This window comes from Halomonas sp. 3F2F (genome assembly GCF_014897805.1).
Taxonomy (GTDB): domain Bacteria; phylum Pseudomonadota; class Gammaproteobacteria; order Pseudomonadales; family Halomonadaceae; genus Vreelandella.
Genome location: NZ_JABUZE010000098.1, coordinates 23,101 through 49,785, shown reverse-complemented (window position 1 = coordinate 49,785; position 26,685 = coordinate 23,101). Strand labels below are relative to the sequence as shown.

Sequence of the window (26,685 nt, the reverse complement as noted above, 5' to 3'; positions counted from 1 at the left end):
AAGGTGCTTGCTTACTGGTTGGCTGATTGGAAGTCGCGTAGCAACTGATTACCACGCTCAACGGCTGAGTCAGTAGCTTCCTGGCCAGATTTAGCGCCCGTCATCACCGCTTCCATCTCTTCGGAGATAATGTCGCGGATTTGTACAAAGTTACCAAACCGTAGCCCCTTCGAGTTTTCAGTCGGCTCGTTTAGCGTCATCTGCTTCAGCGAAATATCGGCACCAGGGTTCTCATCGTAGTAGCCCTGCTCTTTGCTCAAGTCCCACGCTGCTTGAGTGATGGGCAGGTAACCGGTTTGCTGGTGCCACTCGGCTTGTACCTCAGGCTGTGAGAGGTACTCAAAGAAGGCGGCAACGGCTTCATACTCGTCATCGGTGTGGCCTTGTAGTGCCCACAGGGTGGCACCGCCAATGATGGAGTTCTGTGGCGCGCCATCTACGTCGTCATAGTAGGGCTGCATACCGAAACCGACTTCAAAGTCAGAGTTAGCAGCGACATCCGCACGGGAAGCAGAAGAGCCGAAGAAAATCGCGCAGTCCTGGGAGTAGAACAGCGGTTCAGAGTCTGGCCCGGAGCCAGGGCCGCCCCACTTAAAGGCATCCGTATCCTGCCAAGCCTTCAAATTATCCCAGTGGAGGGCAACCAATTCATTGTTGAAATTGAACTCTGTTTCTATCCCGCCAAAGCCATTTTCTAACGTCCCTAGCGGCGAGTTGTGCATGGCAGAGAAGTTTTCCAACATAACCCAGCTTGGCCATGAGGTGGTGAAGCCACAGCTGGCTGCCCCAGAATCGACGATTTGGCGTGAAAAATCGGCTACTTCTGCCCATGTTTCGGGGGGCTGCTCAGGGTCTAGGCCCGCTTCCTCAAACATGTCGCGGTTGTAGTACATAATCGGCGTTGAGGAGTTGAACGGGAAAGACAGCATATTGCCGTTGGTATCGGTGTAGTAACCGACTACCGCTGGCAGGAAGGCTTCGCGATCAAATGCGCGGCCATACTCTTCCATCAACTCGTACACTGGGTAGATGGCGCCTTTGGCGTTCATCATGGTGCCGGTGCCGACTTCGAATACCTGCAGAATATGTGGCTGTTCGCCTGCACGGAACGCCGCAATAGCACCGGTCATCGTTTCTGTGTAGTTGCCGCGGTAGCTGGGTGTGACCTGGTAGTCGTCCTGAGAAGCGTTAAACTCCTCCGTCATTTCTTCAAGGATTTCACCAAGCTGGCCTCCCATGGCGTGCCACCAGGTCACTTCGGTCGCAGAATGGGCAGAAAGGCTAAACGTGGCAGTAGCCACCCCTAGGGCAAGCGCGTGCAATGTGAAACGAGACATAACGGCTCCTTGTGGGTCGTTCGCAGTACGTTTATTAAGTTTTTGGGTGCACTGAACAGTAGAAAGTGTAGATGACGTTTTCATGAATGCACGATGAACTCGACGTGACAGTCAACGTTTCGCTGTCCGTCGGCCTGCTTAGTAGGCAAAGGAGAGAGGCGGTGATAGGGTGATATTGAGAGACTAACAAACGAGAGCAGTATGACTGACGCGACCACCTTACTGGCAAAGCTAGTATCGTTCGATACCACTTCCAGTGAATCTAATTTGGCCCTAATTGAATTCGTTGAGGACTATCTAGCTGATTATGGTGTGGCTTCAGAGCGGGTGATGAGCCCGTGTGGCACCAAAGCCAACCTGATTGCCCGCGTAGGCCCTGACGCCCCTGGCGGAGTGATGCTTTCTGGGCATACCGACGTAGTGCCGGTGGCCGGTCAGCCATGGTCGAGTGATCCGTTTACCCTGCGTGATGGCGGTGATGGGCGCCTGTACGGGCGTGGTACCTGTGATATGAAAGGCTTTATTGCCTGTGCGTTAGCTATGGTGCCTACCTGGGCCAATACGCCGCTGAAGCAGCCTATCTATTTCGGGTTTTCTTATGACGAAGAAATTGGCTGTGTGGGCGCGCCGAGTCTTATTAAACGCTTTTACGAGCACTACTCCACCACCGCCCACGTCATTGTTGGTGAGCCTACCAGCATGCAGCCTGTGGTTGCGCAAAAAGGTGCAACGAATCTGCGCACTAGCGTGATTGGTCAGGAGGCTCACAGTAGCCAAGTGAATCAAGGCACGTCAGCTATCCATGTTGCGGCAAGGCTCGTCACGTTCATTGAAGACACCATGGCGGCATTGGTGGAAGAGGGCCGCGTCGATGAGGCTTTTAATGTGCCGCATACCAGCCTGCACGTTGGCAAAATAAAAGGCGGCACGGCGATCAATATTATGGCGCGGGAGTGTCAGTTTGAGTGGGAAATTCGCCATCTGCCCACGGACACCTTCGACGAAATATACGCACGCTTTGAAGCCTATTGCGCCCAACTAAGCGCCGAGTTGCAGGCTAAAGGCAAGCACGTTGAAATCACCACCGAGCCGCTAAACGTGACAGTGCCTGGCTTGGCCGACCGCGAAAACGACCAGGTGCTTCGCTTAGCCAAAGACCATCTGCCACACGCCTGCTGTAACCATGCGGTGGCTTACGCCACGGAAGCGGGGCAGTTCCAAGGCCAAGGCTTGCAGACAATAATTCTTGGCCCTGGCAGCATCGCCCAGGCGCATCAACCCGATGAGTATATTGAGACGGCTCAGTTGCATGAATGCACGGCGTTTATGCAGCGATTAGGGCAGGCGCTAGAAACACCCCATTTGGGATGATGGCTGCTAAATTAGTCCGCAATATCAATAGCGCACAATAAAAAACACCCGCCAATGATTAAAACAGGCGGGTGTTCTTCTGAAGTGCTTCTTCGATATTTATGGCGGCTAATGCTGATGTTGCTCTTCGTAAAGCTCCGCTTTTGCGTGGCGCATCACATCTTCGCAGGCCTGTTGGCGGGCAAGCTGGGTCAGCAGCCGCTGGGTAACTTCAAATCCTTTGCCCAAACAGGTATCAACTTCGTCTCGGCTAACGTGCGGAGAGACGTTGTAGTCGATTTTTACTGTACGGCCACCGCCTTCGAGTCGATCGGCAATTTGTCTAAGCCGCCAGGCGATTCGCTCTTTCCAGGTTGCTGATTCTACCGCGCCTTCGTTTACGCTAAACGTGCACTGCCACTCGGGTTTGTAAACCTTCATAGGAGAACCTCCACTGGGTTTGGAAAGAATGCTTGATCGTGTGTCGTACTCCGTCTGTCTGATGATGTCGCTCTGGTACTATATCTAACTCTGTGCCAATACCGAAACAAAACGTATACCAAATCTATAAACCAAAGAATACAGAGCTTTCAATATGACGCTTTCAACGCCAGTCTCAACGTCAGCCAACTGCCCGTGTGGCAGTGGTGCTGCATTCACGGCGTGTTGCCAGCCTTATCACCAAGGTGCAACAGCACCTACGCCGGAAGCGCTAATGCGTTCACGTTACACGGCGTTTGCGTTGAATAGCCGCGATTACCTACTTGCCACTTGGCACGCATCAACGCGGCCAACGCAGCTACCGCCTGACCCAGACTCCCAATGGAAAGCGCTCACGATTGTGGCGGCACCGCCCGCAAAAAAGGGGCAGGGTACGGTACATTTTTTAGCCTATTTCCGTGAACAAAACCGCTGGTATGTGCTAGAAGAAAACTCACGGTTTGTGTTTGAAGACGGGCGCTGGTGGTATGTGGATGGCGTGCCGACCATTGAGCGCCTCAAACCGCGGCGCAACGAGCGCTGCCTATGTGGTAGCGGCCGAAAAATAAAGAGTTGTTGTGGTGAGTAGTATAAATACCGATACCCAATGGTTCCTCTACTTACTTGAGTGCAAACGCGGCACCTATGTGGGGATTACCAATAACCTAGCGAAACGTTACCAAGCGCACTGTGACGGCAAAGGCGCCCGCTATACCCGAGCGAATCCACCGATAGCACTGCTCGGCGCGCAACCTTTCGCAGATCGCGCCGCAGCCAGCCGCGCTGAATATGCGCTGAAGCGCCAAACGCCAAGCCGAAAACGCCAATGGGCCACTCAGTGGCCGATTAGCGATTTTTTCGCCTCGGCGTTGGATAGGTAACTTTCGCTGATGACTGAATGGCCGATTTACCGGACAACGCGTCAATGGCGGCTCTGTTTAGGCCTAAGCGAGAGGTGATCAAGCGCTTTACACGGCCTGCCTCAATTAGCTTGCCGATACCGATACTAGGTTCATTGGCATCGTTTTTAATCAGCGTCAGGTTGCGTTGACCGCTGGCGCGATTCACCATCGGCGACCAGTTCGATGCCCCATAATAGGCCAGCGCCGCGCACATGGCCGACCCAGTCGTAGTGCTCGGGATTACCAGGTGTAGTACAGACATAGGGCGTTATGTCTTGGCTTAGGCTATGTCTGGGGGTGGCCAGGAATAGACCGGAGGTGACAGTTGCGCCACAATCGGGCAATCTAACGCCCTTTTTCGCCAGTGCTAATGGGCGGAGCTCATTAAATTTCAATCATCATTCAGCATGGAGTGCAGTGTGGCAGTTTACGGCGGTATTCAGGCGCATGAATTGGAACGTTGGTTAAATGCATTAACCAACGCGGCCTATGATCGACGCTGCCCACTTTCCAAAGTGCACGGCGGCAATGCCCGTGCTCGCACTGCTCGCCAGGACTTGCTGCATCTCGCCCAGGCTTTCCGTAGCGGCGAACGAATTCGCGATGATGTGGCCGCTGGCTTAAGCCGTTGGTGCCAGCACTACCTAACAGAAGCGGAATGGTATGTGCTGGTGGGCGGCCGCAAACCCGTTGCCCAATCAAAGGCGTTATCCTCTGCTGCTGATGACGATGCGCTGGACGTACTTTATCAGCACCGGGTGGGTTAACCTGCTTCATCAAGCACTGTTACAATGGATAGATGAGGCTATGTTGGTATCTGTTGTTGGTGTGCTTTAAAAACACTGTATAAACTGCTGTTTATCCAGTGTTCTTCTGGAGCACGCCATGAAACAAGCAAACCTCGAAGCCCTCGAGCAGACACTGGCCTCCCTACCCCGTTGATTTCAAGAAATACCTAGCAGACCGCTTATTGGGCAAATCAGCTCCCGAACTTTTCGTTATGAAAGCAGTCCTTCACGTCCCTGGCGATTTTGGCTTTTGATGGCTGCCTACGAGAAAGGTGCCCAGCCAAACATTCGTTCAGCGAGATCGTCAGCAGCACCGCGAAGACGACGACAGCCTTCACCAGCACCGGAACCTTGGCGCAAACTCTTTATTCTACAAATAATGACACCAACCCCTCTGAACGAACGGGGCACTGTTGGTTCGGTTATGTGATTCTTCCGTTCAAGGCTCGGGATAGGCGGGCGGCATCTTGTAATCGGAGCTAACCATGTCACGGTTTCCCAAATCCGCTTTCGGTCTTTGCATTTTCGGGTTCGTCCTCCTGACGGGATGTGGAACGCTAGAATACCAGGCCGAAAGAAAACATTGTGAAGCAGAGTGGATGCTGAAAATCCCGCCGGTTTATCGACAGGAAGCCGTTACCAAATATCGCAGCGAAACACGGCTGACGGGCAAGATGACCTGCACAACTGAGGATTCAATTACCAACTGCACGCAGGACACCGAGACAATCTCGGTTCCCTACATGGCGATTGAGACCGTCGATATCAAGAAGCAATTGCGCAATCCGCAGATTGCATCCTGCGCCGCGCGTGTCTGCTCAGCAAAATACGGCAACAGCAAATGCGAAATGTGATTTGCCGCTGCTGGAACCCTTCGCCTGCATGATGCAGGTCTATTTACAGATGATAGAGGGCCAACAACCACACCCTGAATGGGATGCCAGGCTGGCCCCCGTCAGTGTGAAGAAAGCGCATTACGCCGAGGGGAAACCCTGTGGGCGCCAGGGGCGTTCAGACGCCGCTGACGAAGCTTATCAGGCTATCGGATCGCCAGTAACGGAGCTGCACCACTCGCCCTGATCTCATCCGGGATGCGGGGGCAAAAGATACAAAGACAACGGAGAGTGCATCATGGATTTCGAGAAACCAGGACTAGGCGCGCAGTTTTCACAACTGGGCTACCTGCTCAAGCACACATTCACGATCATTGGCCGCGACACAGACATCTTGTCGCCCATCATACGGATGAGCGTCTATGCTGCTTTCGTGGTCGTGCTTTTCTTCGCTGGGATTGCTGCCATCATCGTTGGTATGGGCGGGACGGGCACCCTGTTGCTTTTGGCCATGGTGATTGTCTTCGTCTACAAGTTTTTCTACTACAATCATCAAGAATTGCGGCTGAGCCGGCTGGTCTATGATACGGCCTGCGGTCGAGACGCGACGGTACAGGGCGCGCGAAAGGAACTCGCCGACGTCAAAGGCAGGGCTCGGATCCTAGGATTGATCGACATGGCGAATGTATGGGTTGTCCTTAAGCGCGGGAACGGCGGATTGATCACCCGCCTCATCCTCGGTGCGCTCGTCGAGATTTGGGATTTGGTCAACCATTTCCTCCTGCCCGTGTTTGCCATCGACAAGCTGAGTTTCCGCGAAGGGGGCGAGCGTCTCCACACGCTGCGTGACCATGTCCCCGAAACGCTGGTCGGCGTCTTCGGCATCGACATCATGGGCAATGTCGTGCGCACGATTCTCGGCCCCCTCTACCTGATCGCGATCATCCTCGGCATCATCCTCGGCCTTGCGTCCGGGGGCTTCATGCCGACAGCGTTCTCTGCTGGCTCGCTGGGGGAGCTGTTCGGCAGCATTCCGGACGGGCTGCCGCTCGACGAACAGACGCTATTCAACTGGCTACCGCTCTTCGTGCTTATCTTCCTAGCCTTCATCGGCAACGCGATCCTCGCGCGGCTGGTGACGGCGATCAAGGTGATCTACTTCACCCTGTTCTACACCCGCATCGCCCACGCGGATGCCCTTGACTCCGATATCCGGGACGAACTCGACGGCTACCTGAACCTCGGGAATGGCGACGCCTTCGCTTAAGGTAATTCGCCGTCCGATTTCGCTATGGGACAGAGTTGAATTTTCCAATGATTTCCACTCGTCGGTTTACGCTCCTTCCCTTGTCGGTCGCATTATCCGCGATCGGTTCCGCCTCGCCACGTCCCTCCGCTGTGACGGTGACGGCGCCCAAGACCGACTGACTGCTTAAATAGTCTTGCACGGCTAAGGCGCGATCTCGTGAAAGGGCAAGGTGTAGGTGTCATCACCAGTGGAATCGGTATGCCCTACGACGCGAAATTCACTCAGGCCCGCATCCGCGATGTCTTGCGCAAGCGCGTCGAGGGCATCCTGCGCCTCGGGTCATAATTCGGTGCTGTCCACTGCAAACAGAATGGCACCGTCCAGCACGAATCGCAGGGTGGAACCGATTGCCGCAACCGCATCGACATCCGCGCCCGCGAACCGCGTGCCGCAGCCATCCCCATCGTCGGTCAGGCTCACGAACCGGTAATTTGCATCCGCCGGCACCAGCCCCACCAAATCGACTTCGGCACGCCCGCCGCTGATGTCACTCAGATCGATCCAAGCCTCGCCGTCTTCCGAAATCGAGAGCGTCATACCCTCGACCTTCACATTTCCGGAAAAGTCGGGTGGCCCCAGGATCGCCTGTTGGTCACTTGCGGAGTCTTCGATCGTGCCTGTACCGGCCGAACGATCGACCACGGCATCCGCAAAGGACTTGTCACCCTGCGGTAGGAGCACGATTCCCCGCTTGCCGTCCTGGTATTCACGGGTTTCGTTTGGTTGTGCCAGCGTTGGGGCGGCCATGGCCATGCAGGCCAAGACCATAAAGCGTGATAATAGGGAGCGAAGCATAAATAGCCTCCTGGAACCAGTCACAACCTTGCAGAATTATTCATTAGTGCACGGTTGTTTGTAAGTTTGCTCCGACGTGATCGTAAGCCCGTGAACCCTTGGATGGGAGGCGCTGGTGAAAAAACATTACTTTGAAATTGACTCCAGCATCCCGTTCAAACGAACGGGGCGTACAGGTCGCGGAGCATGCTAACAATATCCCCATAGGTCGCGATACGAGAGGACAAGACTACAAATCAGAGCGGTCATCGGCCGGAAAACAGCAAGGAGAAGAACAAGATGAGCATGGCGATTGCGGAATATAACCCCAAATCGCACCGTCCGTGTCCTGATCGAATGTCGAGGCGCGATTTCCTATCGAACTGAGAATAATCGTCACGCGATAGTCAAGAGGAGGACCGGAAAATGAAATTGGGCGCACTGAGATTGGCCGAGATGGCACTGGTCGGCAGCATGACCTGCGCGGCAGCCGCGCATGCTGCGGACGACGTCGTGATCGTCTATGATGCGTCGGGGTCCATGTGGGGACAGATCGACGGCACCAGTAAGATCGAAATCGCGCGGGACGTGCTGACCGGATTGGTCAATGACTGGGACAAAGATACCAACCTGGGCCTCGTCGCCTATGGCCACCGCAGCAAGGGCGATTGCACCGATATCGAAACTCTGATCGCGCCGGGCCCGCTGCACAAGAGCGATTTTATCGAGACGGTCAATGTGATCAAGCCGGTTGGCAAGACGCCGATCTCGGCTGCCGTGCAACAGGCTGCCGAGCTGATGTCCTACCGCGACAGTTCATCAACCGTCGTGTTGATCTCGGATGGGGTGGAAACCTGCAATGCCGATCCCTGTGCGCTGTCCGCAGAATTGGCAAAACAAGGCATGAACTTTACCGCACATGTTGTCGGATTCGATCTGAAAGAGGAAGAGAATGCCAATCTCTCCTGCATCGCAGAGAACACCGGTGGCGTTTTCGTTCCGGCCAGCAATGCCGCCGAGTTGCACGGCGCATTGGATCAGGTTCAAAGCGCCATGGACCTGAAGCCCGTCACGCCGGAACCTGAACCGGAAGAACCACCACCGCCCGAAGTGACGGTTTCAGGTCCTGCGCAGGCAACAACCGGCGCGGCCTTCGATGTAAGCTGGTCCAAAACCATCAACCCCAGAGACATGGTCGCCATCGTGCCGACCGGCGCGGATGAGGGTACGCGCGCCACCTACCTGCGCACCGAGGATCGCACCGAAGGCAGTCTGAAAGCCCCCGCCGAGCCGGGGCTCTACGAGATCCGCTATATTCTCGACGTGAGCAGTAAGACGCTCGCGACAGCGCCCATCGAGGTGGTCGAGGCCGAAGTGACGGTTTCGGGGCCCCCGCAGGCAACAACCGGCGCGGGTTTCGATGTAAGCTGGTCCAAAACTATCAACCCCAGAGACATGGTCGCCATCGTGCCGACCGGCGCGGATGAGGGTACGCGCGCCACCTACCTGCGCACCGAGGATCGCACCGAAGGCAGTCTGAAAGCCCCCGCCGAGCCGGGGCTCTACGAGATCCGCTATATTCTCGACGTGGGCAGTAAGACGCTCGCGACCGCGTCCATCGAGGTGATTGAGCCAGAGATCGGCATTTCCGGGCCTGAAATCGTCCGCGCTGAGACTAAAATCGATATCACTTGGTCTTCAACGATCAATTCCAGGGACATGGTCGCGATCGTGTCGGCGGGTGCCGATGAGGGAACGCGAAACATCTATTTGCGCGCGGGAGACAAGACCAAGGGGCGATTGATCGCTCCCGCCGAACCAGGCCTCTACGAGATCCGCTATATTCTCGACGTGGGCAGAAAGACTCTTGCAAGCATTCCGCTGGAGGTCGTCGGAGCCGATGCGCCGCTGGACGATGGCGCGGGACTGTCGGTGCCAGAAACCGCAGGTAGTGGCGAGACGATCACAGTGACATGGACCGGCGAGAGCGACAGCACCGATCAGCGGATCGCGCTTGCGCACAAGGATCAGCCCGATTTTAGCTGGATCACGGTTCAGTCGGTCGCCGAGGAAAAATCTATTGACCTGACAATGGCGGATGAGGCGGGCCTCTATGAGGTTCGGTTCCTGGACGTTTCCGGGCGTGAGGTGCTTGGCCGATCCGTCGTGGAGGTGAAATGATGATACGCCGAGCTCTTTCCGTCACCATCCTTGTCGTCCTCGCATCGACTCCAGTCGCACGGGCAGAGGTAGACGGTAACGGCCCGGATTTGTGGCGCGTCACCGGCGGCGTTGCAGTCGATGACGTGCTGAACGCTCGTATGGGGCCGGGCACCAACTATCCGGTGATCGAGCAATTCGCCTCCGACATGGAACGTGCTGGATGGGTAGCGCAGCGCTTTATGACCCGCGACAACGGTGCCGCGTCAACATTGCCCGAGGGGGCGGGTTCTTCGGATGTGAGCAACCCGCTTGAAAGGTTGTCCGCACGTTTTCTGGAGGGATATGAAGAGCAGGATACCCTACAAGTACTCGACCAGGTCCTTGCCAATCTAGAACCAGTGAATTCGCAATCGTCGGTTTTTTTGCCAAGCGCGCAGATCAGGCCGCTGACCATGGCGGTTCTGGCTCTTGAGGCGGCTGAGGGAGTGCGCGGCCGAGTCCGCTACCGCATCACCTATGGTATTGAACCGTTTCCGGATCTGGCGAGCCGCGTTCCGTATCCCGTCAGCTTTATTCAGGTAGACCGCTTCAGCCTGGGATCGGCCATCCGCCAAGACGCAATCGATTCAATCGGGGCGGAGTACGTGGAACCTCCCGAAGCGTTCGACGTTGGCCCGCATGTGTCCTGGCGCTTCGTCACCAGGCCCGTGCAGGGGGCAGCGTCAGACATCGTGGCTGCCGGGCGGATCGAGCTGTCCGAAGCGCAGGCGCAGGGCTGACCTGCTTGAATAACCCTTGACTCTCACCTGTCATGGAGCTTGGAAACGCCGCCCTGTGGAGCGTAGAGAAAGAGACGCCGCTGAATACGGCATCGGTTCCTTTTGAGGTCGCACGTGCCGACCTTTTGACCCTCGCGGCCGCCATCGACGAGCTGACGGGCGAGAACAATTTTGGCGAGATTGGACAAGTTCGCGCCCTCCCCGATTTGCCCGATCCTTTCCTTGAGGCAGTGATCGAGATTGGCCTTGCGCAGGACTCTGTCCTGGATGCGGGTCTTCGCCGCAGTGGGCTGAAGGACGACTCGATCTCTGCGATCTGGCAGCGGCTGATCATCATTCCGATGGGGGAGAACGCTCAGACGCCCACCGCATATCGTGCAAAGACTTACGAATGCCATCGCGGTTCGCAGTTCCCGCCCGAGGGCGGATTGCGCCCATGATTCCCATGGCAGCCAAGGAGGTTCTGGATGCCTTGTTCAGTAAAGACAGTGGACAAAACCGGTAGGCGATCAATCGTTGTACACGGGGTTGTTGTGGTGCTCGCAGTTTGCGCGTCGTTGGTTTTTGGCGGTCTTCTGGCCTCTGCGCAGGAAGTCGGCACATACGCGTTTGTTGATGCTCAGGAACTGAACCTGCACGCGGCGCCGAGTACAGGATCATCCGTCATTCGCACCCTTCCCCGCAGAACGGTCGTCAGTATTCTTGAGCGTAAAGGGGGCTGGGCCCGGGTCTTTGTTCAGGGTGCCAATGGGGAACCGGCAGAAGGTTGGCTATCAACGCATTTTTTGGGCAGCAACGCGACAACAATCGCCGAGCTCCGCCCTGGCCAATCCGACGGACGCATTCGCAGACCCGCGCTGTCCAACCAACCTCATCGCTGGGCTGGGCCACTTAGGGTCAGCCAGCTCGACTTTGATTGTCGAAGGCCACTTTTTGGCAACAGCGGCATACGGAAATGTGCCGCAAGCGTTCGTGTCCAGTTATCCCCCGAGGAATACGATCCCAATCGCACCGACCGCGTTTTAGTCGCATGTCGAGGCGAGATCTCCTATCAAACGGAGAATGAAGGTTATGCAAAGCGCATCGTGGCATTCGAGAGGAGGAGCATCTCCCTTGATGACCGATTGGGGCACACGGTGAGAGTCGACTTCGATGTCCGCTCCGACAGAAGTAAAATCATTTCCGCTCAGCTCCAAGCCTTTTCCTGTGCACGGGATTAGGCAGCGGTGCTGGTCGTGCGCTGGCCACCCGCCTTCGCCACTCGTGAGAACCCCCATTGTAGCACCCATGGAGAAATTCCTTCCTGTCCTGCTCTGAGCGAGCCAATCCCAGGTCAGGCTGCAGACCTGAAGGTGATTTCAGCTAATTCGCTGGCAGGGGGGAAGCCGAGCGCGACGCCTTTCTGGTGCGCTTTACCCCGGGTGGTAAGGGAATCGGCTTTGCCGTGCTAGGCGGTGCTTTTGCCGAAGGGGTCGATCTTCCTGGCGAGCGCCTAATCGGCGCGTTTATTGCCACCTTAGGCTTGCCGCCGTTTAACGACTTTAACGAAGCGCTGAAAACGCGCATGAACACCCGTTTCGGCCGAGGCGACGACTACACCTACCGCATACCCGGTATGATCAAAGTGGTGCAGGCCGCCGGAAGGGTGATTCGCAGCCCCGAGGATGAAGGGGTTGTGATATTAATGGACGACCGTTTTGCCCAAGCCAAAGTGCGTGCTTTGCTGCCACGCTGGTGGGGGCTAGACAACCACTCATCTTCTTAGAGGAGATGCACGAGCAATGACAGATTTACTCTGGTACCAGTACCTTCTCATCGGGCTTATTTTTGCCTGGAGCGGCTTTGTTCGCACCAGCCTTGGCTTTGGCGGTGCCGTGCTGGCGCTGCCTTTTCTGCTGCTGGTGGTCAACGAACCGCTGGTCTTCCTGCCAATTGTGGCCATTCATCTGCTGATTTTTTCCAGTTGGATTGCCTGGAGCGGCCATCGACAAGTGCAGAAAGTGGGCGTGGGAGGTACGTCGCCGGAAAGTAATATCGATTGGGGCTATTTAACCAAAGCCCTGAAAATCATGATCGTGCCTAAGTTGATCGGGGTGGTGGGGCTGTTAACGCTGCCCTCTCAGATCATGACCAACATCATTTTCGGCATTGTGATCATTTATGCCATTGGCTACGTGCTGAATAAACCGTTTAGAAGTAACAACAAATACGTCGATATCGTACTGCTGGCGCTTGGGGGCTATGTCAGTGGCACCTCGTTGATTGGCGCGCCGCTGATTGTCGCGGTGTTCGCCACTCACGTCGTCAAAGAGCAGCTGCGCGACACCATGTTCGTGCTGTGGTTTATCCTGGTGATGATCAAAATGGCGTCGTTTATCATCGCCGGCGTCGACCTCCAACTGATTCATCAACTATGGCTACTGCCCTGCGCATTTATCGGCCATTTGCTAGGCGAAAAAGCCCACCGCTACATGCTAAAAGCAGACACCGGGCTGTTCTTCCGCGTACTGGGAGCCGTGCTGATCTTGGTCAGTGTGGTGGGTCTGATTCACCCGCCAGGGTAGGGGGAGTTCAGGGCATACATTATGCCCCGCTGATCAATATCGCTGAGCTGTGTATGATGTGCCGCATTACTTACGAATTGCACCTACCTAGATGTGGAGATCCACCGTGAACACGGAGAGTCATTCTCAGCTTGCCGCTTTTATATGGTCGGTCGCTGATCTTTTGCGCGGTGATTTCAAGCAGTCCCAGTATGGCCGTATCATTCTGCCGTTCACGCTGCTGCGTCGCTTGGAGAGTGTTCTTGAGCCTACCAAGGCCAGGGTGCTAGAAGCTGCCGAGGATCATCAAAATAAGCCTGAAGCCGTACGTGAAAAGCTGTTGCTGCGCGCCGCCAATCAGCCGTTTTTCAACGCCTCACCGCTGAGCCTGAGTAGCCTTTCCGATACCCAAACCAGCGACGACCTAATGAGCTATGTGCAATCGTTTAGCCAGAGCGCCCGGGAGATCTTCGAGCACTTCGAGTTCGAGAGCTTTGTTCAGCAGCTCAGCGCCAATGACCTACTCTATAAAGTTGTGCGGCAATTTGCGGCGATTGACCTAAGCCCTGCACGGGTGACCAACCACGGTATGGGCGGTATCTTTGAAGAGCTTATTCGCAAGTTTGCCGAAAGCTCCAATGAAACCGCAGGGGAGCACTTCACACCCCGAGATATCGTCCATCTGACCACCTCACTGGTGTTGACCGGGCAAGAAGCCAAGCTTAGGCCCAATAGCATCGTTACCGTCTATGACCCAACCGCGGGTACCGGTGGCTTTCTTTCTGAAAGCGACGACTACATTCAGCAGGTCAGCCAGAACGTGACTGTTTCGCTGCACGGCCAGGAGCTCAACCCTGAGTCTTACGCCATCTGCAAAGGCGATATGCTGGTTAAGGGGCAGGAAGTCGAGCAAATCAAGCTGGGCAACACGCTCTCTGACGACCAACTGGCGGGCGAGCGCTTTGACTACATGCTCTCTAACCCACCGTTTGGCGTGGAATGGAAGAAGGTACAGACGCAAGTCACCGATGAGCACAAGCAGCGTGGCTACGATGGCCGCTTTGGCCCTGGTCTACCGCGTGTGTCGGATGGCTCGCTGCTGTTTTTGATGCACCTTGTGGCCAAGATGCGCAACCGCCAAGACGGTGGCTCGCGCATCGGCATCATCCTTAACGGCTCGCCGCTGTTTACCGGTGGCGCGGGCAGTGGGGAATCTGAAATTCGCCGCTACCTGCTGCAGCATGATCTGGTCGATGCCATCTCGGCCTGCCCACCGATATGTTCTATAACACTGGCATTGCCACCTATATATGGGTGCTTTCCAACAACAAGTCCGTCGAACGCAAAGGCAAAGTACAGCTGATTAACGCTACTGGCCGGGCCAGCAAGATGCGCAAGTCGCTGGGCAGCAAGCGCCAATACATTACCGACCGTGATATTGACGATATCGTGCGGCTTTACGGTGCCTTTGAAGAGAACAGCGAGAGCAAGATTTTCCCCATAGAAACGTTTGGCTATCGGCGGATTACCGTCGAACGGCCACTGCGCCTCAACTTTGTAGCCAGCGACGAACGTCTAGCCAAGCTGGACGACGAAAAAGCCATTCAGAGGCTAGATGAGGGAGAACAAACTGCCCTTAAAGCTGCCTGCGAGCAATTAGGTGAGCAGCGCTACACCAACCGGAAAGCGTTTACCAAGGCGCTGAATGCGGCGCTCAAGGCTGAAAGCTTAAAAGTTGGCGCACCCGTACAGAAGGCCATTTTCAACGCGCTTTCCGAGCGCGACCCGGAAGCAGATATCTGCCTGGATAAGCACGGCAATCCCGAGCCAGACACCAGCCTGCGCGATAACGAGAACGTGCCGCTGGGTGAATCGGTGTTTGATTACTTCGAACGTGAGGTAAAACCCCACGTACCGGATGCCTGGATCGACGACAACAAGCATGATGAGCTGGATGGCCGCATCGGTATTGTCGGTTTCGAGATTCCTTTCAACCGCCATTTCTACCAGTTCACGCCCCCGCGCCCGCTGGAAGAGATCGACGCCGACCTCAAAGCCTGCACCGATAAGATCAAGCAGATGATCGAGGGGCTGTCGGCATGATAATGAAAAAGCCCCTGAATGCGCGGTTGATCTTGTGGGCATCATTGCCTACTCTTACCGGCAACAACACCCGCCAAGGCTCTGCTATTTGCAGCATCCTCAAACCGGCGGGTTACTTTTTCAGCAAATGTTTTACATCCCCCCTGATGACACACCCGTCATGCTTCTCACGGCAGCATGCTTTGGCGGGTTTTTTTGATTTCAAAAATAATCACCTTAGAGTGGCGCTGGTGAGCACTTGCCTTGCTGAACAAAATTGTCTAACATTTACGTCAAGAAAACCCGCCAAGGCTATGCTCGCAAGAGTACCCTCAAACCGGCGGGTTACTTATCAGTTAGCGCGGAAAACCTCGTACTTTTAGTGCGAGGATGGATAGCGCGGCGTCCGCCAGGACGCCTTGTGTTTTGCATCCTTACAATATTTCGTCTAAAGTGTAAAGCATGAAAGCCGAACGCGCCTACCAATACCGCTTCTATCCCACGCCTGAGCAAGCAGCCTTGCTGGCGCGGACGTTTGGGTGCGTGCGGTTTGTCTGGAACGCGGTGCTGCGCTATCGCACCGACGCGTTTTATCAGCGTCAGGAAAAGATCGGCTATAACGATGCCAGCGCGTTCCTAACACAGTTAAAGAAGCAGCCGGACACCGCCTTTCTAGCCGAGGTTAGTTCGGTGCCACTGCAACAATGCTTGCGCCATCAACAAAGTGCGTTCAAGCATTTCTTTGCCAAGCGGGCGCGGTACCCCAGCTTTAAATCGAAGAAGCACCGGCAGTCAGCCACCTTTGCCAGTTCGGCATTTTCGTACCGTGACGGGCAGATCACGCTCGCCAAGTGCCGTGAACCGCTAAACATCCGCTGGAGCCGCGACCTGCCTGCGGCACCGAGCACAGTGACGGTATCCAAGGATGCAGCAGGCCGTTACTTCATTAGCTGTCTGTGCAAGGTAGACACTGAGGCGCTGCCAATTACGTTCAAGATGGTCGGTATCGACCTGGGGATCAAAGACCTGTTCGTGACCAGTGACGGCCATCGGGTGAATAATCCCCGCCACACTGCCCGCTATGCCCGAAAGCTAGCGAAGGCGCAGCGGCGCCTCAGCCGTAAGCAAAAAGGCTCGAACAACCGAGCCAAGGCACGGTTAAAGGTCGCTCGCTGTCACGCCAAGATCGCTGACACGCGCCGTGACCACCTGCATAAACTCACCCGCCAGATCGTTAACGAGAACCAAGTGATTGCAGCGGAGAGTTTGCAGGTGAAGAACATGGTCAAAAACCGCCATCTCTCTAACGCCATCAGTGATGTTGGCTGGGGGGAGTTGGTTCGCCAGCTTGACTACAAGGCGGCCTGGGCGGGAAGGCAGTTTGTCCAGATTGATCGCTGGTACCCAAGCTCAAAACGCTGCCATAGCTGCGGCTTTGTGCTGGAATCACTACCGCTGAATGTTCGCACCTGGGACTGCCCAGATTGCGGTACTCAGGGCATCGACCGCGACGTGAATGCGGCCCGCAACATTCTGCAAGCAGGCACCGCGCTATTAGCCGGTGCAGATGGTTGAAAGATCATACCGAGGGGCACTCGGGAATGTACGCCTGTGGAGTTTGTGTAAGACCAGCAGTGCCAAGGCATTGAAGGCAACGAACATCGAAGCAGGAACCAGGAAGGTAACGACCTGGGAATCCCCTTCCTTTCCGCCGCAAGGCGGCAGCGCAAGCTGAGGGAGGGGAGGATGTCAATTGTGGGGTTTGAAATGAAGTTCAGCAAACCCGCCAGTACCTATGAAGAGCAGCTTTCCATTCTGCGCAAGCGCGGTCTTGGTGTGAATAACCCGGCTAGCGCGCTGCATTACCTAAGCCATCTCAACTATTATCGGCTAACTGCTTATTGGCTACCGTTTCAGGAGCAGTCATCACCCCGCCAGTTTCATAAGGGAACTGATTTTGAGGACGTGGTGAACCTCTATGTCTTTGATCGCGAATTCCGGCTGTTACTGCTTGATGCGATTGAGCGGATAGAAGTTTCCTTTCGAACGGCCTGGGCCTACTACATGGCTCACCGATACGGTTCTCATGCCTATCTTGATCCAGGGCTTGCAAAGCGTTCTAGCTGGCACGTTAAAAATCTCGCCAGTTTAAAAAAAGAAATATCACGCTCTGATGAAGTATTTATCGAACATTATCAGCAGACCTGCTGCGAGCCTGAAACGCCCCCCGTATGGGCAGTGTGTGAGGTCATGTCGCTTGGGCTGCTGTCACGTTGGGTCAACCAGCTGCCGCCAGGTGATGTGAGCCAGATAGCATCAATCTATGGCTTGGATCAGAGCGTTATGCGTTCAACCCTTCAGCATATTACCTACGTACGCAATCTATGTGCTCATCATAGCCGCGTGTGGAATCGCCGTCTTACTGTGACCATGAAAGTGCCAAACCGTAAACCTGCTGAAGTTGCTGCGGTGGTGAACCCTGCAAGTCCGCGTAATATCTATAACACGCTCACTATGTTGGCTTATTTACTGGATAAGATCAGCCCAGGACATACCTGGAGGCAGCGTTTAGGTAAATTACTTGCTAGCCATGATGTTGATACCCAGCAGATGGGTTTTTTACCCAATTGGCAGGCCCAACCATTCTGGGTAGGTGCCTTGCAAGAAATGCAGCCAGGGAGCCATTTATGACTTACCCCGCCTATCCCGAATACAAGGATTCCGGCGTTGAGTGGTTGGGGGAAGTGCCGGTGCATTGGAGCGTGCCAAAACTTAAACACTTAGCGCGTATTCGTAATGGGCGTGATTACAAAATAGTGGAAGTTGAAAGTGGTGGGTACCCAGTAATTGGTTCGGGTGGTGAGTTTGCGCGGGCTAATAATTTTTTATTTGATGGTGAATCTGTTCTATTAGGCAGGAAAGGGACAATTGATAAGCCCCTGTATATTAATGGTCCTTTTTGGACTGTTGATACAATGTTTTATACAGAGCTTAGCCAGAGGGTAGATGGTCGATTCCTTTATTATTATACGACTTGTTTTCAGTTTGATCAGTATTCAACCAATACTGCTCTTCCAAGTATGGCTCAAGAGGATTTGGTCAATATTTACCTAGCTACCCCTGAACTTCCTGAGCAAGCTCACATAGCCACCTTCCTCGACCACGAAACCGCCCGTATCGATGCTTTGGTGGAAGAGCAGCAGCGCCTGATAGAGTTGCTCAAGGAGAAGCGCCAGGCGGTGATTTCCCATGCCGTCACCAAAGGGCTCGACCCCGATGTTCCGATGAAAGACTCCGGGGTGGAGTGGCTGGGGGAGGTGCCGGCGCATTGGGGTGTGGTTAGGGTTAAGCATATCAAAGCCTCCATCCAGCACGCTTTTGTTGATGGACCATTTGGTTCTAATTTGAAGAGTGATCATTTCATAGATGACGGTGATGCCTACGTCATAGAAAGTGGTTTCGCCACTAAAGGTGTTCTTAACAATGAATCACTAAAGCAAATTACACATGAGCATTTTTCTACAATTTCAAGAAGTCAGGTGAAAGGTGGGGATATAGTTATATCCAAAATTGGGGCCCGATATGGGATGTGCTCAATACTCCCTGAGCTTGACAAACCAGCCGTTGTGTCAGGAAATTCGCTTAAGTTGACTGTAGATTTAAAGCTGTGCGATCCAATTTTTGCTGTACTTGTACTTCGATATCTTCGAGAGAGGGGGGCGATAGAAGATATTGTTAATATGACAGCTCAGCCAGCGCTATCTCTTGGAGAAATGAATAACCTTCCTTTCCCTCTTCCTAGTTTAGAAGAGCAAAAAGAAATTCTAAAAGATGCATCGCAAAGAATTACAAAATTCGATGATATGGCTGGTGAGTGCGAGCATCTTATCGCTTTGTCTCAAGAACGTCGCTCTGCCCTGATCTCTGCCGCCGTCACCGGCAAGATCGATGTACGCGGCTGGCAGCCGCCAGAAAAACTTCAAGCGGCTAATGACGACGCACAGAAAGGGCATGAGGTAGTCGCCGTATGAGCCTTGAGCGTAACTCCGCCTATTTAAGCGGTTTGCTTGCAGAGCTTCGCAAGCTACCAAGTGAAACCTCCTGGTTGGAGTTTAAGCGCAACAATGCTGATCCACATGAGATTGGCGAATATATAGCGGCGCTTTCAAATGCGGCGGCATTGGAGGGCAAAAGTGCGGCCTATATGGTGTGGGGCGTAGATGATGCGTCTCATGAGGTTGTTGGCACCACGTTTACCCCCTGGCAGGCCAAAAAAGGCAATGAAGAGCTGGAAAGTTGGCTCGTCAGAATGCTCAGCCCTAGACCACTTCAAGTTCTATCAGGTTAACGTGCCTGTAGAGGGCGAAGAGCTACCCGTTGTCATTCTCGAAATTCCGCGAGCGCACTCAAAGCCAACGAGCTTTTCGGGCAAAGAGCTTGTGCGTATCGGTTCCAATAAAAAGCCGCTGAAGGATTATCCTGAGGTCGAGCGTGGGCTGTGGCGCATCTTTGATAAAACACCGTTTGAAGAGCTTCCCGCTGCCAGCGACTTATCGATGACAGAAGCATTAGCGCTGCTGGATTACACAGCTTATTTTGAGCTATTGGGGTTACCGTTGCCAACAGACCAAGCGGGCATTCTGAGTAGGCTTGAAGAGGACGGTATGTTGCGCTGCGACGATGCCAAACGCTGGGAAGTCACTAACCTTGGTGCGATTTTGTTTGCCAGAGAGCTACAAAGCTTCAAGGGGTTAGCGCGTAAAGCGGTTCGGCTAGTCGTGTACAAAGGCAAAGGTCGGTTGCACACGATCCGCGAGCAGGAAGGCCGTAAAGGGTATGCTTCAGGGTTCGAAGGGCTGATTGATTACTTGTCGGCGCTATTGCCAAGAAATGAAGTAATTGGCAAAGCTTTGCGTCAAGAAGTGCCTATGTATCCAGACTTAGCCGTTCGTGAATTAATTGCCAATGCCCTTATTCATCAGGATTTTTCAGTAACGGGTGCTGGCCCGATGGTCGAGATTTTTGATGACCGCATCGAAATTACTAACCCTGGCGAGCCATTGGTTGAAATTGACCGTTTTTTAGATAGTCCGCCACGTTCACGTAATGAAGCGTTAGCATCGTTCATGCGCAGGGTGGGTATCTGTGAGGAACGCGGAAGTGGCGTCGATAAAGTGGTCTTTGATACAGAGTTTTATCAACTTCCCCCGCCTCGTTGGGAGCGCCCTGAGGGCTCTCTTCGGGTGGTGCTGTTCTCCCATCGTGACCTGAATAGCATGGATAAGCAGGAAAGGGTTCATGCGTGTTACTTGCATGCTTGCCTCAAATACGTCATGCGCGAACAGGTGACTAATACATCCTTGCGTGAGCGTTTTGGAATAGAAGCCAAAAATAGTGCGACGGCCTCACGCATCATACGTGATGCGTTGGAAGAGAGAGTCATCAAGCCCTACGACCCTGAGCAAAGTAAGAAAAATGCCCGCTATCTACCCCATTGGGCATGATCTGGTGCTTTATTTGATGAGTATTTGATAGGGCAGTTATTTGCATAGTTTGTGTTTTTTATTTTATTTTTAAAATCATATACTTAAATTGTTTTTTTGGCATATTTTTCTATTTGATGGGTATTTGATTGATGACACAGGGACGCAGCATCCGGTTGTTTCTGGTAGACGGCACGCCCAACGGCTTGCTTACCGCCGAAATCATGAACTGGACAGGCCATGTGCTGACTGGCCCGCGCACAAAGCTGACAGAGCTGGTGCAGCGACCCGAGTGCGGCCGCACTGGCATCTATTTTCTGGTGGGCCCTGACTTGGAAGGCAGCCCGCGTCCGCAGGTGTATATCGGCGAAAGTGATGATGTGGGTACCCGCCTAAAACAGCACAACCGACCAGAAGATAAAGGCGGCAAGGACTTCTGGGAAAAGGTCTGTCTGGTGACCAGCAAGGATCAGAACCTCACTAAAGCTCATGTGAAATATTTGGAAAGTCTACTAATCCAGTCAGCAGGCGAGCTTGGGCGCTGCAAGCTGGTCAACGGCACCGCGCACGAATACATCAACCTGCCAGAATCCGACCGTGCCGATATGGCGTTTTTTGTCGAGCAGATCCGCACCGTAATGCCAGTGCTTGGGCTGGATTTTTTGCGTCAGCGTCAGCATCCGCTCACACAAAATAGAGTAGAGCCTGTTCAAACTGTCCCCTTAACCACGTTTGAATTGAAAATACCTAAATACAAAATCACTGCCTGGGCGCAGGAGATAGACGGCGAGTTCATTGTGCTGTCCGGTAGTAAAGCACGCGAACGCTGGGCGAGTAATACAGACTATGCCAGCTATCGGCCACTGTACGAACAGTTGACGGAAGAGGGCGTATTGGCGTGTGATGAGTCGGGAATAGTCAGCTTTTCACGTGATCATGCTTTCTCAAGCCCCAGCGCTGCGGCTGCCGTAGTATCTGGGCGTCCTGCTAATGGCCGCACGGTATGGATAGAAAAAAACAGCCGCAAGACATACGGTGAATGGCAGGATCAACAAGTAAGCGCTGTGGTAGAGAATGTTTCAGAATAGAAAAATTCAGGTGTTTTCGTGTCGAAAAAAAATAAGAAGCAAAAAAGAAAAGAAGAGTCTGGACGCCTGGGTGCAATCAGGCGAAGAATTGAGGGTCATCAGAATAAAATAGGTGCCAAGGCGCAAGATGAACGATTGGCCAGACAGATAGCTGGAAACCTATATAGTGCCTTAAATGATAATGGTGATAGTGCAACTGTAGATGCTGGTACTAAAGATTGCTCAGAGCCATCTATGTATGATGAGACCCATTATCTTTGGGTTTTTGAGCCAGCTGATTTAGACGATATGTCGGTTGAGCAAGTTTTTGAAGTTTGGAAACACCGGGAGCAGTTATGTGGCTCTAAAGAAGTTGCAGCGGAGGCGCTTGCCATTATTGAGGTTGCAGATGAGGTGGTAGAAAGCTATCAAGGATGGCAAGGCTATATAAATAGGGTTGAAATTAGTGCATTGGAAGTTCCGTTTTTGTCTGACGACTCTGAAGAAAGCTATGTTAATGGAATTGAAAAAAACGCTTTAAATATAGCTCATGTTTTAGAATTGAGTGATGACGATGTTAAATTATCTTGGGAGAATAGGCCCGACAGCTTCGCTAGCATTGAGGCAGCGTGTCAAGCTCTGGCTTTATTAAGGAAAAAAGCAGGGTTGGTGAACTCCAGCGCATGGCAAGCGTTGATTGAGCATGATGAAATAGAAAAACTAAAAGATTACCTTCCTTATGAGGGAGCCTCTCTCAGCTTCATTAAAAGCGAGACTGATAAAAAGCTGATAGATTCTATTACGTTTGATGAAAAAAAGCGTCGAACAAGCGTTACTGTTGTTAGGGAAGGACAGCAAGATTTTCGAAAGCGAGTGCTTAAAAATTATTATGGTAGTTGTTGTATTTCAGGTAGTCGCATAACCGACGTTTTAGAGGCGGCCCATATAAGCCCTTATACGGGTCAAAATTCGAACAGGTTAGATAATGGTTTGTGTTTACGTGTAGATATACACAGGCTTTTTGATAATTTTTTAATCTCTATTAACCCTGAAAAACAACGAGTAGAAACGAGTTCAAAAATTAAAAATGATCCTGAGTATGGCCAGTTAGAAGGAAAGCAGATAATAAGAGGTAAGGTGTTGGCATCAGACTACTTTCTGAGTCAGCATTATCGAACTTTTTGTAAACGCGAAATATAACAGCCTGGGGGTAACATGGCCGACAGCAGGGAAGCGCAGTTCCAGCAGGATATCATCGACGCCATGGCCACGGGTGGTTGGAAAGTGGGCACGGCCAGTGGCTATGACCGCACCACAGCACTTTATACCGAAGACCTGCTGGGGTATGTGCAGGAGGCCTGGCCCGAGCGTTGGGAGAAGTTCTGCAAGGCTAACCCGCAATCGTCTGAAACGCTGTTTGTACAGAAAGTGGTACGCGAGCTGGAGCGAGCGGGCACGCTAGAGGTGCTGCGCCATGGTTTTAAAGTGCCGGGGGTGACGTTTGATCTGTGCAGCTTCAAGCCTGACCACGCCATGAACCCTGACGCGCTTTCCCGCTACCGTGCCAACCGCCTGCGTGTGGTGCCGGAAGTGGCCTATTCGCCCCATGCCCGAGAGAAGGGCAAGGGCGGCGAAAGTTATAACCCGCGCCTGGATCTGGTGCTATTTGTTAACGGCATACCTACTGGTACGCTGGAGCTAAAAAGCGAGTTCAAACAGTCGGTAGAAAACGCCAAGCGCCAATACCGCAACGACCGTCCATTAAAAGATCCTATTACGCGCAAGGTTGAGCCGCTGCTGGCGTTTAAGCGCGGCGCGCTAGTGCACTTTGCTGTCAGCCAAGCGGAAGTGGCGATGACTACGAAAATTGCGGGCAAAGACACCTTCTTTCTGCCGTTTCACCAAGGCACGGAAGGCGGCGGTGCAGGTAACCCTGCGCCGGAAGATGAAAATAGCTACGCGACTAGCTACCTTTGGGAGCGCGTCTTTGCCCCGGATGCTTGGTTAAAAATACTCGGGCGCTTTTTGCATTTGGAGCAGAAAACAACCGAAGACTTTCACGGTCGACGCAACACGAAAGAAACGCTGATTTTTCCGCGCTACCACCAATGGGAAGTGGTTAATCAGCTGATTGAGACCACTCAAGCCGATGATGGCGGCCAACGTTACTTGGTTCAACATAGCGCGGGCTCAGGTAAATCTAACTCCATTGCCTGGCTCGCCCATCAGTTGGCTAACCTCTATGACGAAAGCGGCCAGCAGAAGCGCTTCAACTCAGTGATTGTGGTGACTGACCGCACCGTGCTGGATAGCCAACTGCAAAACACCATTTACCAGTTTGAACACGCCCATGGGGTGGTCTGCCCGATCACCCGCGATGTCGGCAATCAGAGCAAATCTGAACAGCTGGCCGAAGCGCTGGCGAGCAATACCCGCATCATCATCGTCACTATCCAGACCTTTCCGGCGCTGTTCGATGCGCTGGATAAGCGGCCCACGCTTGCCGAAGGCCGCTATGCAGTGATTGCCGACGAAGCACACTCTTCACAGGCGGGCGATTCTGCGCGCAAGCTTAAGGCGCTATTAGCCGCCGCTGGCGAGAGCGCTGATGAAGACGAAGAAATCAGTGCAGAAGCAATGCTGGATGCAGCCGTGTCTACTCGTCGACCTAATGAGCGCATCAGCTACTATGCCTTTACCGCCACACCCAAGGCCAAAACACTAGAACTGTTTGGCCGTGTACCAGACCCAAGCTTGCCACCAAGTGCAGACAACAAGCCCGAGCCATTTCATCTCTACTCGATGCGTCAGGCTATCGAGGAAGGTTTCATTCTGGATGTGCTGCGTAATTACGTCACCTACAGTACCGCCTGGAAACTGGCCCATTTAGAAGATGAAGAGCAGGAAGTAGACGCCAAAAAGGCCTCCCGCGCATTAGCCAAGTGGGTTCGCTTACATCCTTACAATATTGCGCAGCGCGTAGAGGTCATTGTTGAGCACTTTCGCGCTAATGTACGCCACCTGCTGGACGGCCAAGCCAAAGCGATGGTAGTCACCGCCAGCCGCCAAGAGGCGGTGCGCTATCAGCTGGCGATGCGCCAGTATGTGGAAGCTCAAGGCTATAGCGACGTGCATCCCTTGGTGGCGTTTTCCGGCAGCATACCGGCCGATGAAGTCATTCCTGAGGAAGTAACTGAAGCCAGCCAACTGCTGAACCCTGGCGTTCGTGGACGTGATCTGGCCAAGGCGCTGGACAGCGACGACTTCAACGTGATGATCGCCGCTAACAAGTATCAGACTGGCTTTGACCAGCCCAAGCTATGCGCCATGTATGTGGACAAGAAGCTGCAGGGCGTAGACTGCGTGCAGACGCTCTCGCGATTGAACCGTCTGTTTCCTGGCAAACAGACGTTTATCCTCGATTTCTTTAATGAACCACAAGAAATTTTAGAAGCGTTTGCGCCGTATTATCGCAAAGCAACCTTGGCTGACGTTTCCGACCCGCAGGTGGTGTATGACCTTAAACGCACGCTGGATGCTAACGGCATTTATCACTGGCCCGAGGTGGAAGCGTTTGCTACTGCTTTCTTTGACCCTAAAGCACCCCCCTCACGATTAAGTTATCACTGCCAGCCTGCTCAAGATCGTTTCAAAAAGCGTTATGAAGTCACCGTAGAGCAGCAACAAACGTGGAAAGACGCTCGCCAGCAGGCGGAACAGCAGGGTGACGAAAAAGGGCGCATGCGTGCGGAGCAGGAGTTAGAAGACGCAGGCAAGACCCGCGATGAGCTTGATCTGTTCCGTAAAAACTTACAGAGCTTTGTACGCACCTATGAATTTCTCAGTCAGATCATCCACTTCGATGATGCTGAATTAGAACAGCTGTGCGTGTATGCCAAGCACCTGCATCCCTTGCTACGTATCGATCGATTATTAATTGGCGACCCTATTGATGTCAGCGAACTTGAGCTGGACAGCTATCGGCTGACCAAACGCGCTGAACAGCGCCTCTCGCTTGAAGAGGAGAGCGGCGACTACGGCTTGAAACCGATTTCAGATGTTGGCTCCGGCAAACCCCATGACCCCGAAACTCAACGCCTTAATGAGATTATCGAGCGCCTGAATGACCTCTACGGCGCAGATATTAGCGATGGGGATAAGCTGCACTTTGCCAACGGCATTGCTGACCGCATTGAGCGTGATGATGAGGTGATGGCCCAGATCAACCACCATGATGAAACCCAGGTGATGCACGGGCTATTTCCCAAGCGCGTCACCGACGCTGTATTAGATGCAATGAATGATCATGAAAAACTGAGTATGCCGCTGCTGGAGAACGAAGAAACGGGGCGGCAATTTGCGTTGCTTATTTTGACGCTGTTGGCGGGAAGAGCTGGGCAAAATGTTAAGTACACTGGGCCCGAAACGTAGACGTGTTCCAGCATATTCACCAGTAGTATGTGCAGCCTTTTTTTTACGGAGAGTTTATGTTTAACCGCCAAGAGTGGGCGTCATTGCTGGGTATCTATGGGCTGGGTGCGTTCCTGTATGCGCTGTTGTTAACGCCAGGATTTACGCCAACAGGGGTGACAGCAGGGTTAGGCTTTATGTTCATGGGGCTGGTGTTAGGGCTCTGTGGGGCGGTCATTGGGCGCCGCAGTGGCCGTGCCATGGTGGGTATCGTAGCGGGTTACATTCTTTTCATTGCGCTGGTAACGACAAACTACTGGCTTTCAACATCAGGTTAGCGAGCGCTCAACGATTACCCAACAATGCCCAACAAAAAACGGCCACT

Annotated in this window: 25 protein-coding genes and 3 pseudogenes; 23 read left to right on the top strand and 5 right to left on the bottom strand. The window is 53.5% G+C overall.

Annotation, left to right across the window (positions count from 1 at the left end; genetic code table 11):
• Positions 1-11: 11 nt before the first annotated feature.
• Positions 12-1,337, bottom strand: a complete 1,326-nt coding sequence (gene ugpB / locus INT21_RS11375; protein WP_193061168.1) for a sn-glycerol-3-phosphate ABC transporter substrate-binding protein UgpB — start codon at positions 1,335-1,337, stop codon at positions 12-14.
• Positions 1,338-1,538: 201 nt separating this feature from the next.
• Between ugpB and argE the strand changes: the two genes are divergently transcribed.
• On the top strand, positions 1,539-2,708 hold the full coding sequence (argE, locus tag INT21_RS11370) for an acetylornithine deacetylase (protein ID WP_193061167.1): 1,170 nt from the start codon (positions 1,539-1,541) through the stop codon (positions 2,706-2,708).
• Between the two features lie 108 nt (positions 2,709-2,816).
• Here argE and INT21_RS11365 read toward each other — a convergent pair whose 3' ends face one another.
• Positions 2,817-3,128, bottom strand: coding sequence for a hypothetical protein (locus INT21_RS11365; protein WP_030074158.1), 312 nt, complete (start codon positions 3,126-3,128; stop codon positions 2,817-2,819).
• Positions 3,129-3,282: 154 nt separating this feature from the next.
• Between INT21_RS11365 and INT21_RS11360 the strand changes: the two genes are divergently transcribed.
• A complete protein-coding gene (locus INT21_RS11360; RefSeq protein ID WP_193061166.1) occupies positions 3,283-3,756 on the top strand; it encodes a YchJ family protein in 474 nt (157 codons plus the stop codon).
• Positions 3,749-4,048 carry a GIY-YIG nuclease family protein gene (locus tag INT21_RS11355; protein ID WP_193085210.1) on the top strand — a complete coding sequence of 100 codons (300 nt, stop codon included), beginning with the start codon at positions 3,749-3,751 and terminating at the stop codon, positions 4,046-4,048. Before INT21_RS11360 ends, INT21_RS11355 begins: the two co-directional genes overlap by 8 nt.
• Here the strand turns inward: INT21_RS11355 and INT21_RS20385 are convergent.
• On the bottom strand, positions 4,014-4,331 hold the full coding sequence (locus tag INT21_RS20385; protein ID WP_226916881.1) for a hypothetical protein: 318 nt from the start codon (positions 4,329-4,331) through the stop codon (positions 4,014-4,016). The two genes, INT21_RS11355 and INT21_RS20385, sit on opposite strands and share 35 nt — an antisense overlap.
• Positions 4,332-4,488: 157 nt before the next feature.
• On the opposite strand from INT21_RS20385, the gene INT21_RS11345 reads away from it, so the two are divergent.
• The 4 genes from INT21_RS11345 to INT21_RS11330 all read left to right on the top strand — a co-directional run bounded on the left by INT21_RS11345 (position 4,489) and on the right by INT21_RS11330 (position 6,957).
• Positions 4,489-4,836, top strand: coding sequence for a hypothetical protein (locus INT21_RS11345; RefSeq protein ID WP_095604405.1), 348 nt, complete (start codon positions 4,489-4,491; stop codon positions 4,834-4,836).
• A 506-nt stretch (positions 4,837-5,342) separates the two neighbouring features.
• Positions 5,343-5,711: a hypothetical protein gene (locus tag INT21_RS11340; RefSeq protein ID WP_193061165.1), complete on the top strand. Its 369-nt coding sequence runs from the start codon at positions 5,343-5,345 to the stop codon at positions 5,709-5,711.
• A gap of 1 nt (position 5,712) precedes the next feature.
• Positions 5,713-5,937 (top strand): hypothetical protein, encoded by a 225-nt coding sequence (locus INT21_RS11335; protein ID WP_193061164.1) that lies wholly within the window; start codon positions 5,713-5,715, stop codon positions 5,935-5,937.
• Positions 5,938-5,988: 51 nt separating this feature from the next.
• Entirely contained in the window at positions 5,989-6,957 is a 969-nt protein-coding gene (locus INT21_RS11330) for a hypothetical protein (RefSeq protein ID WP_193061163.1), read from the top strand.
• A gap of 22 nt (positions 6,958-6,979) precedes the next feature.
• Here INT21_RS11330 and INT21_RS20775 read toward each other — a convergent pair.
• Positions 6,980-7,153 (bottom strand): annotated as a pseudogene (locus INT21_RS20775) (hypothetical protein); the annotation flags it as partial.
• Between the two features lie 125 nt (positions 7,154-7,278).
• Positions 7,279-7,794, bottom strand: coding sequence for a hypothetical protein (locus INT21_RS11320; protein WP_193061161.1), 516 nt, complete (start codon positions 7,792-7,794; stop codon positions 7,279-7,281).
• A 405-nt stretch (positions 7,795-8,199) separates the two neighbouring features.
• Here INT21_RS11320 and INT21_RS11315 point away from each other — a divergent pair, with 405 nt between their 5' ends.
• From INT21_RS11315 to INT21_RS11245, 16 genes and pseudogenes are all read left to right on the top strand, one after another.
• Complete coding sequence (locus INT21_RS11315; protein ID WP_193085209.1) at positions 8,200-9,954, top strand: VWA domain-containing protein; 1,755 nt, start codon at positions 8,200-8,202, stop codon at positions 9,952-9,954.
• Entirely contained in the window at positions 9,951-10,715 is a 765-nt protein-coding gene (locus tag INT21_RS11310; RefSeq protein WP_193060162.1) for a hypothetical protein, read from the top strand. The genes INT21_RS11315 and INT21_RS11310 overlap by 4 nt, the downstream gene beginning before the upstream one ends.
• Positions 10,716-10,747: 32 nt before the next feature.
• Complete coding sequence (locus INT21_RS11305) at positions 10,748-11,155, top strand: hypothetical protein (RefSeq protein ID WP_193060161.1); 408 nt, start codon at positions 10,748-10,750, stop codon at positions 11,153-11,155.
• A gap of 27 nt (positions 11,156-11,182) precedes the next feature.
• The gene (locus INT21_RS11300; RefSeq protein WP_193060160.1) at positions 11,183-11,935 is read left to right on the top strand and encodes an SH3 domain-containing protein; all 753 of its coding nucleotides are present in this window, start codon (positions 11,183-11,185) and stop codon (positions 11,933-11,935) included.
• 152 nt (positions 11,936-12,087) lie between these two features.
• A pseudogene (locus INT21_RS11295) lies at positions 12,088-12,480 on the top strand (helicase C-terminal domain-containing protein); the annotation flags it as partial.
• A gap of 16 nt (positions 12,481-12,496) precedes the next feature.
• A complete protein-coding gene (locus tag INT21_RS11290) occupies positions 12,497-13,279 on the top strand; it encodes a TSUP family transporter (RefSeq protein WP_193060159.1) in 783 nt (260 codons plus the stop codon).
• A 91-nt stretch (positions 13,280-13,370) separates the two neighbouring features.
• Positions 13,371-15,361, top strand: a pseudogene (locus tag INT21_RS20770) (type I restriction-modification system subunit M).
• A gap of 441 nt (positions 15,362-15,802) precedes the next feature.
• A complete protein-coding gene (locus INT21_RS11280; protein WP_074211468.1) occupies positions 15,803-16,915 on the top strand; it encodes an RNA-guided endonuclease InsQ/TnpB family protein in 1,113 nt (370 codons plus the stop codon).
• A gap of 171 nt (positions 16,916-17,086) precedes the next feature.
• Entirely contained in the window at positions 17,087-18,031 is a 945-nt protein-coding gene (locus INT21_RS11275; protein WP_226930631.1) for an Abi family protein, read from the top strand.
• Positions 18,028-19,371, top strand: a complete 1,344-nt coding sequence (locus tag INT21_RS11270) for a restriction endonuclease subunit S (RefSeq protein WP_193085208.1) — start codon at positions 18,028-18,030, stop codon at positions 19,369-19,371. The genes INT21_RS11275 and INT21_RS11270 overlap by 4 nt, the downstream gene beginning before the upstream one ends.
• A complete protein-coding gene (locus INT21_RS20380; RefSeq protein WP_226912640.1) occupies positions 19,368-19,688 on the top strand; it encodes an AlbA family DNA-binding domain-containing protein in 321 nt (106 codons plus the stop codon). The genes INT21_RS11270 and INT21_RS20380 overlap by 4 nt, the downstream gene beginning before the upstream one ends.
• Entirely contained in the window at positions 19,621-20,844 is a 1,224-nt protein-coding gene (locus tag INT21_RS11265) for an ATP-binding protein (RefSeq protein WP_226930630.1), read from the top strand. The genes INT21_RS20380 and INT21_RS11265 overlap by 68 nt, the downstream gene beginning before the upstream one ends.
• A gap of 131 nt (positions 20,845-20,975) precedes the next feature.
• On the top strand, positions 20,976-21,911 hold the full coding sequence (locus INT21_RS11260; RefSeq protein ID WP_193061144.1) for a GIY-YIG nuclease family protein: 936 nt from the start codon (positions 20,976-20,978) through the stop codon (positions 21,909-21,911).
• A gap of 18 nt (positions 21,912-21,929) precedes the next feature.
• Positions 21,930-23,090 carry an HNH endonuclease gene (locus INT21_RS11255; RefSeq protein WP_193061143.1) on the top strand — a complete coding sequence of 387 codons (1,161 nt, stop codon included), beginning with the start codon at positions 21,930-21,932 and terminating at the stop codon, positions 23,088-23,090.
• A gap of 15 nt (positions 23,091-23,105) precedes the next feature.
• Complete coding sequence (locus INT21_RS11250; protein WP_193061142.1) at positions 23,106-26,321, top strand: type I restriction endonuclease subunit R; 3,216 nt, start codon at positions 23,106-23,108, stop codon at positions 26,319-26,321.
• A gap of 56 nt (positions 26,322-26,377) precedes the next feature.
• On the top strand, positions 26,378-26,638 hold the full coding sequence (locus INT21_RS11245) for a hypothetical protein (RefSeq protein WP_193085207.1): 261 nt from the start codon (positions 26,378-26,380) through the stop codon (positions 26,636-26,638).
• Positions 26,639-26,685 lie beyond the last annotated feature (47 nt).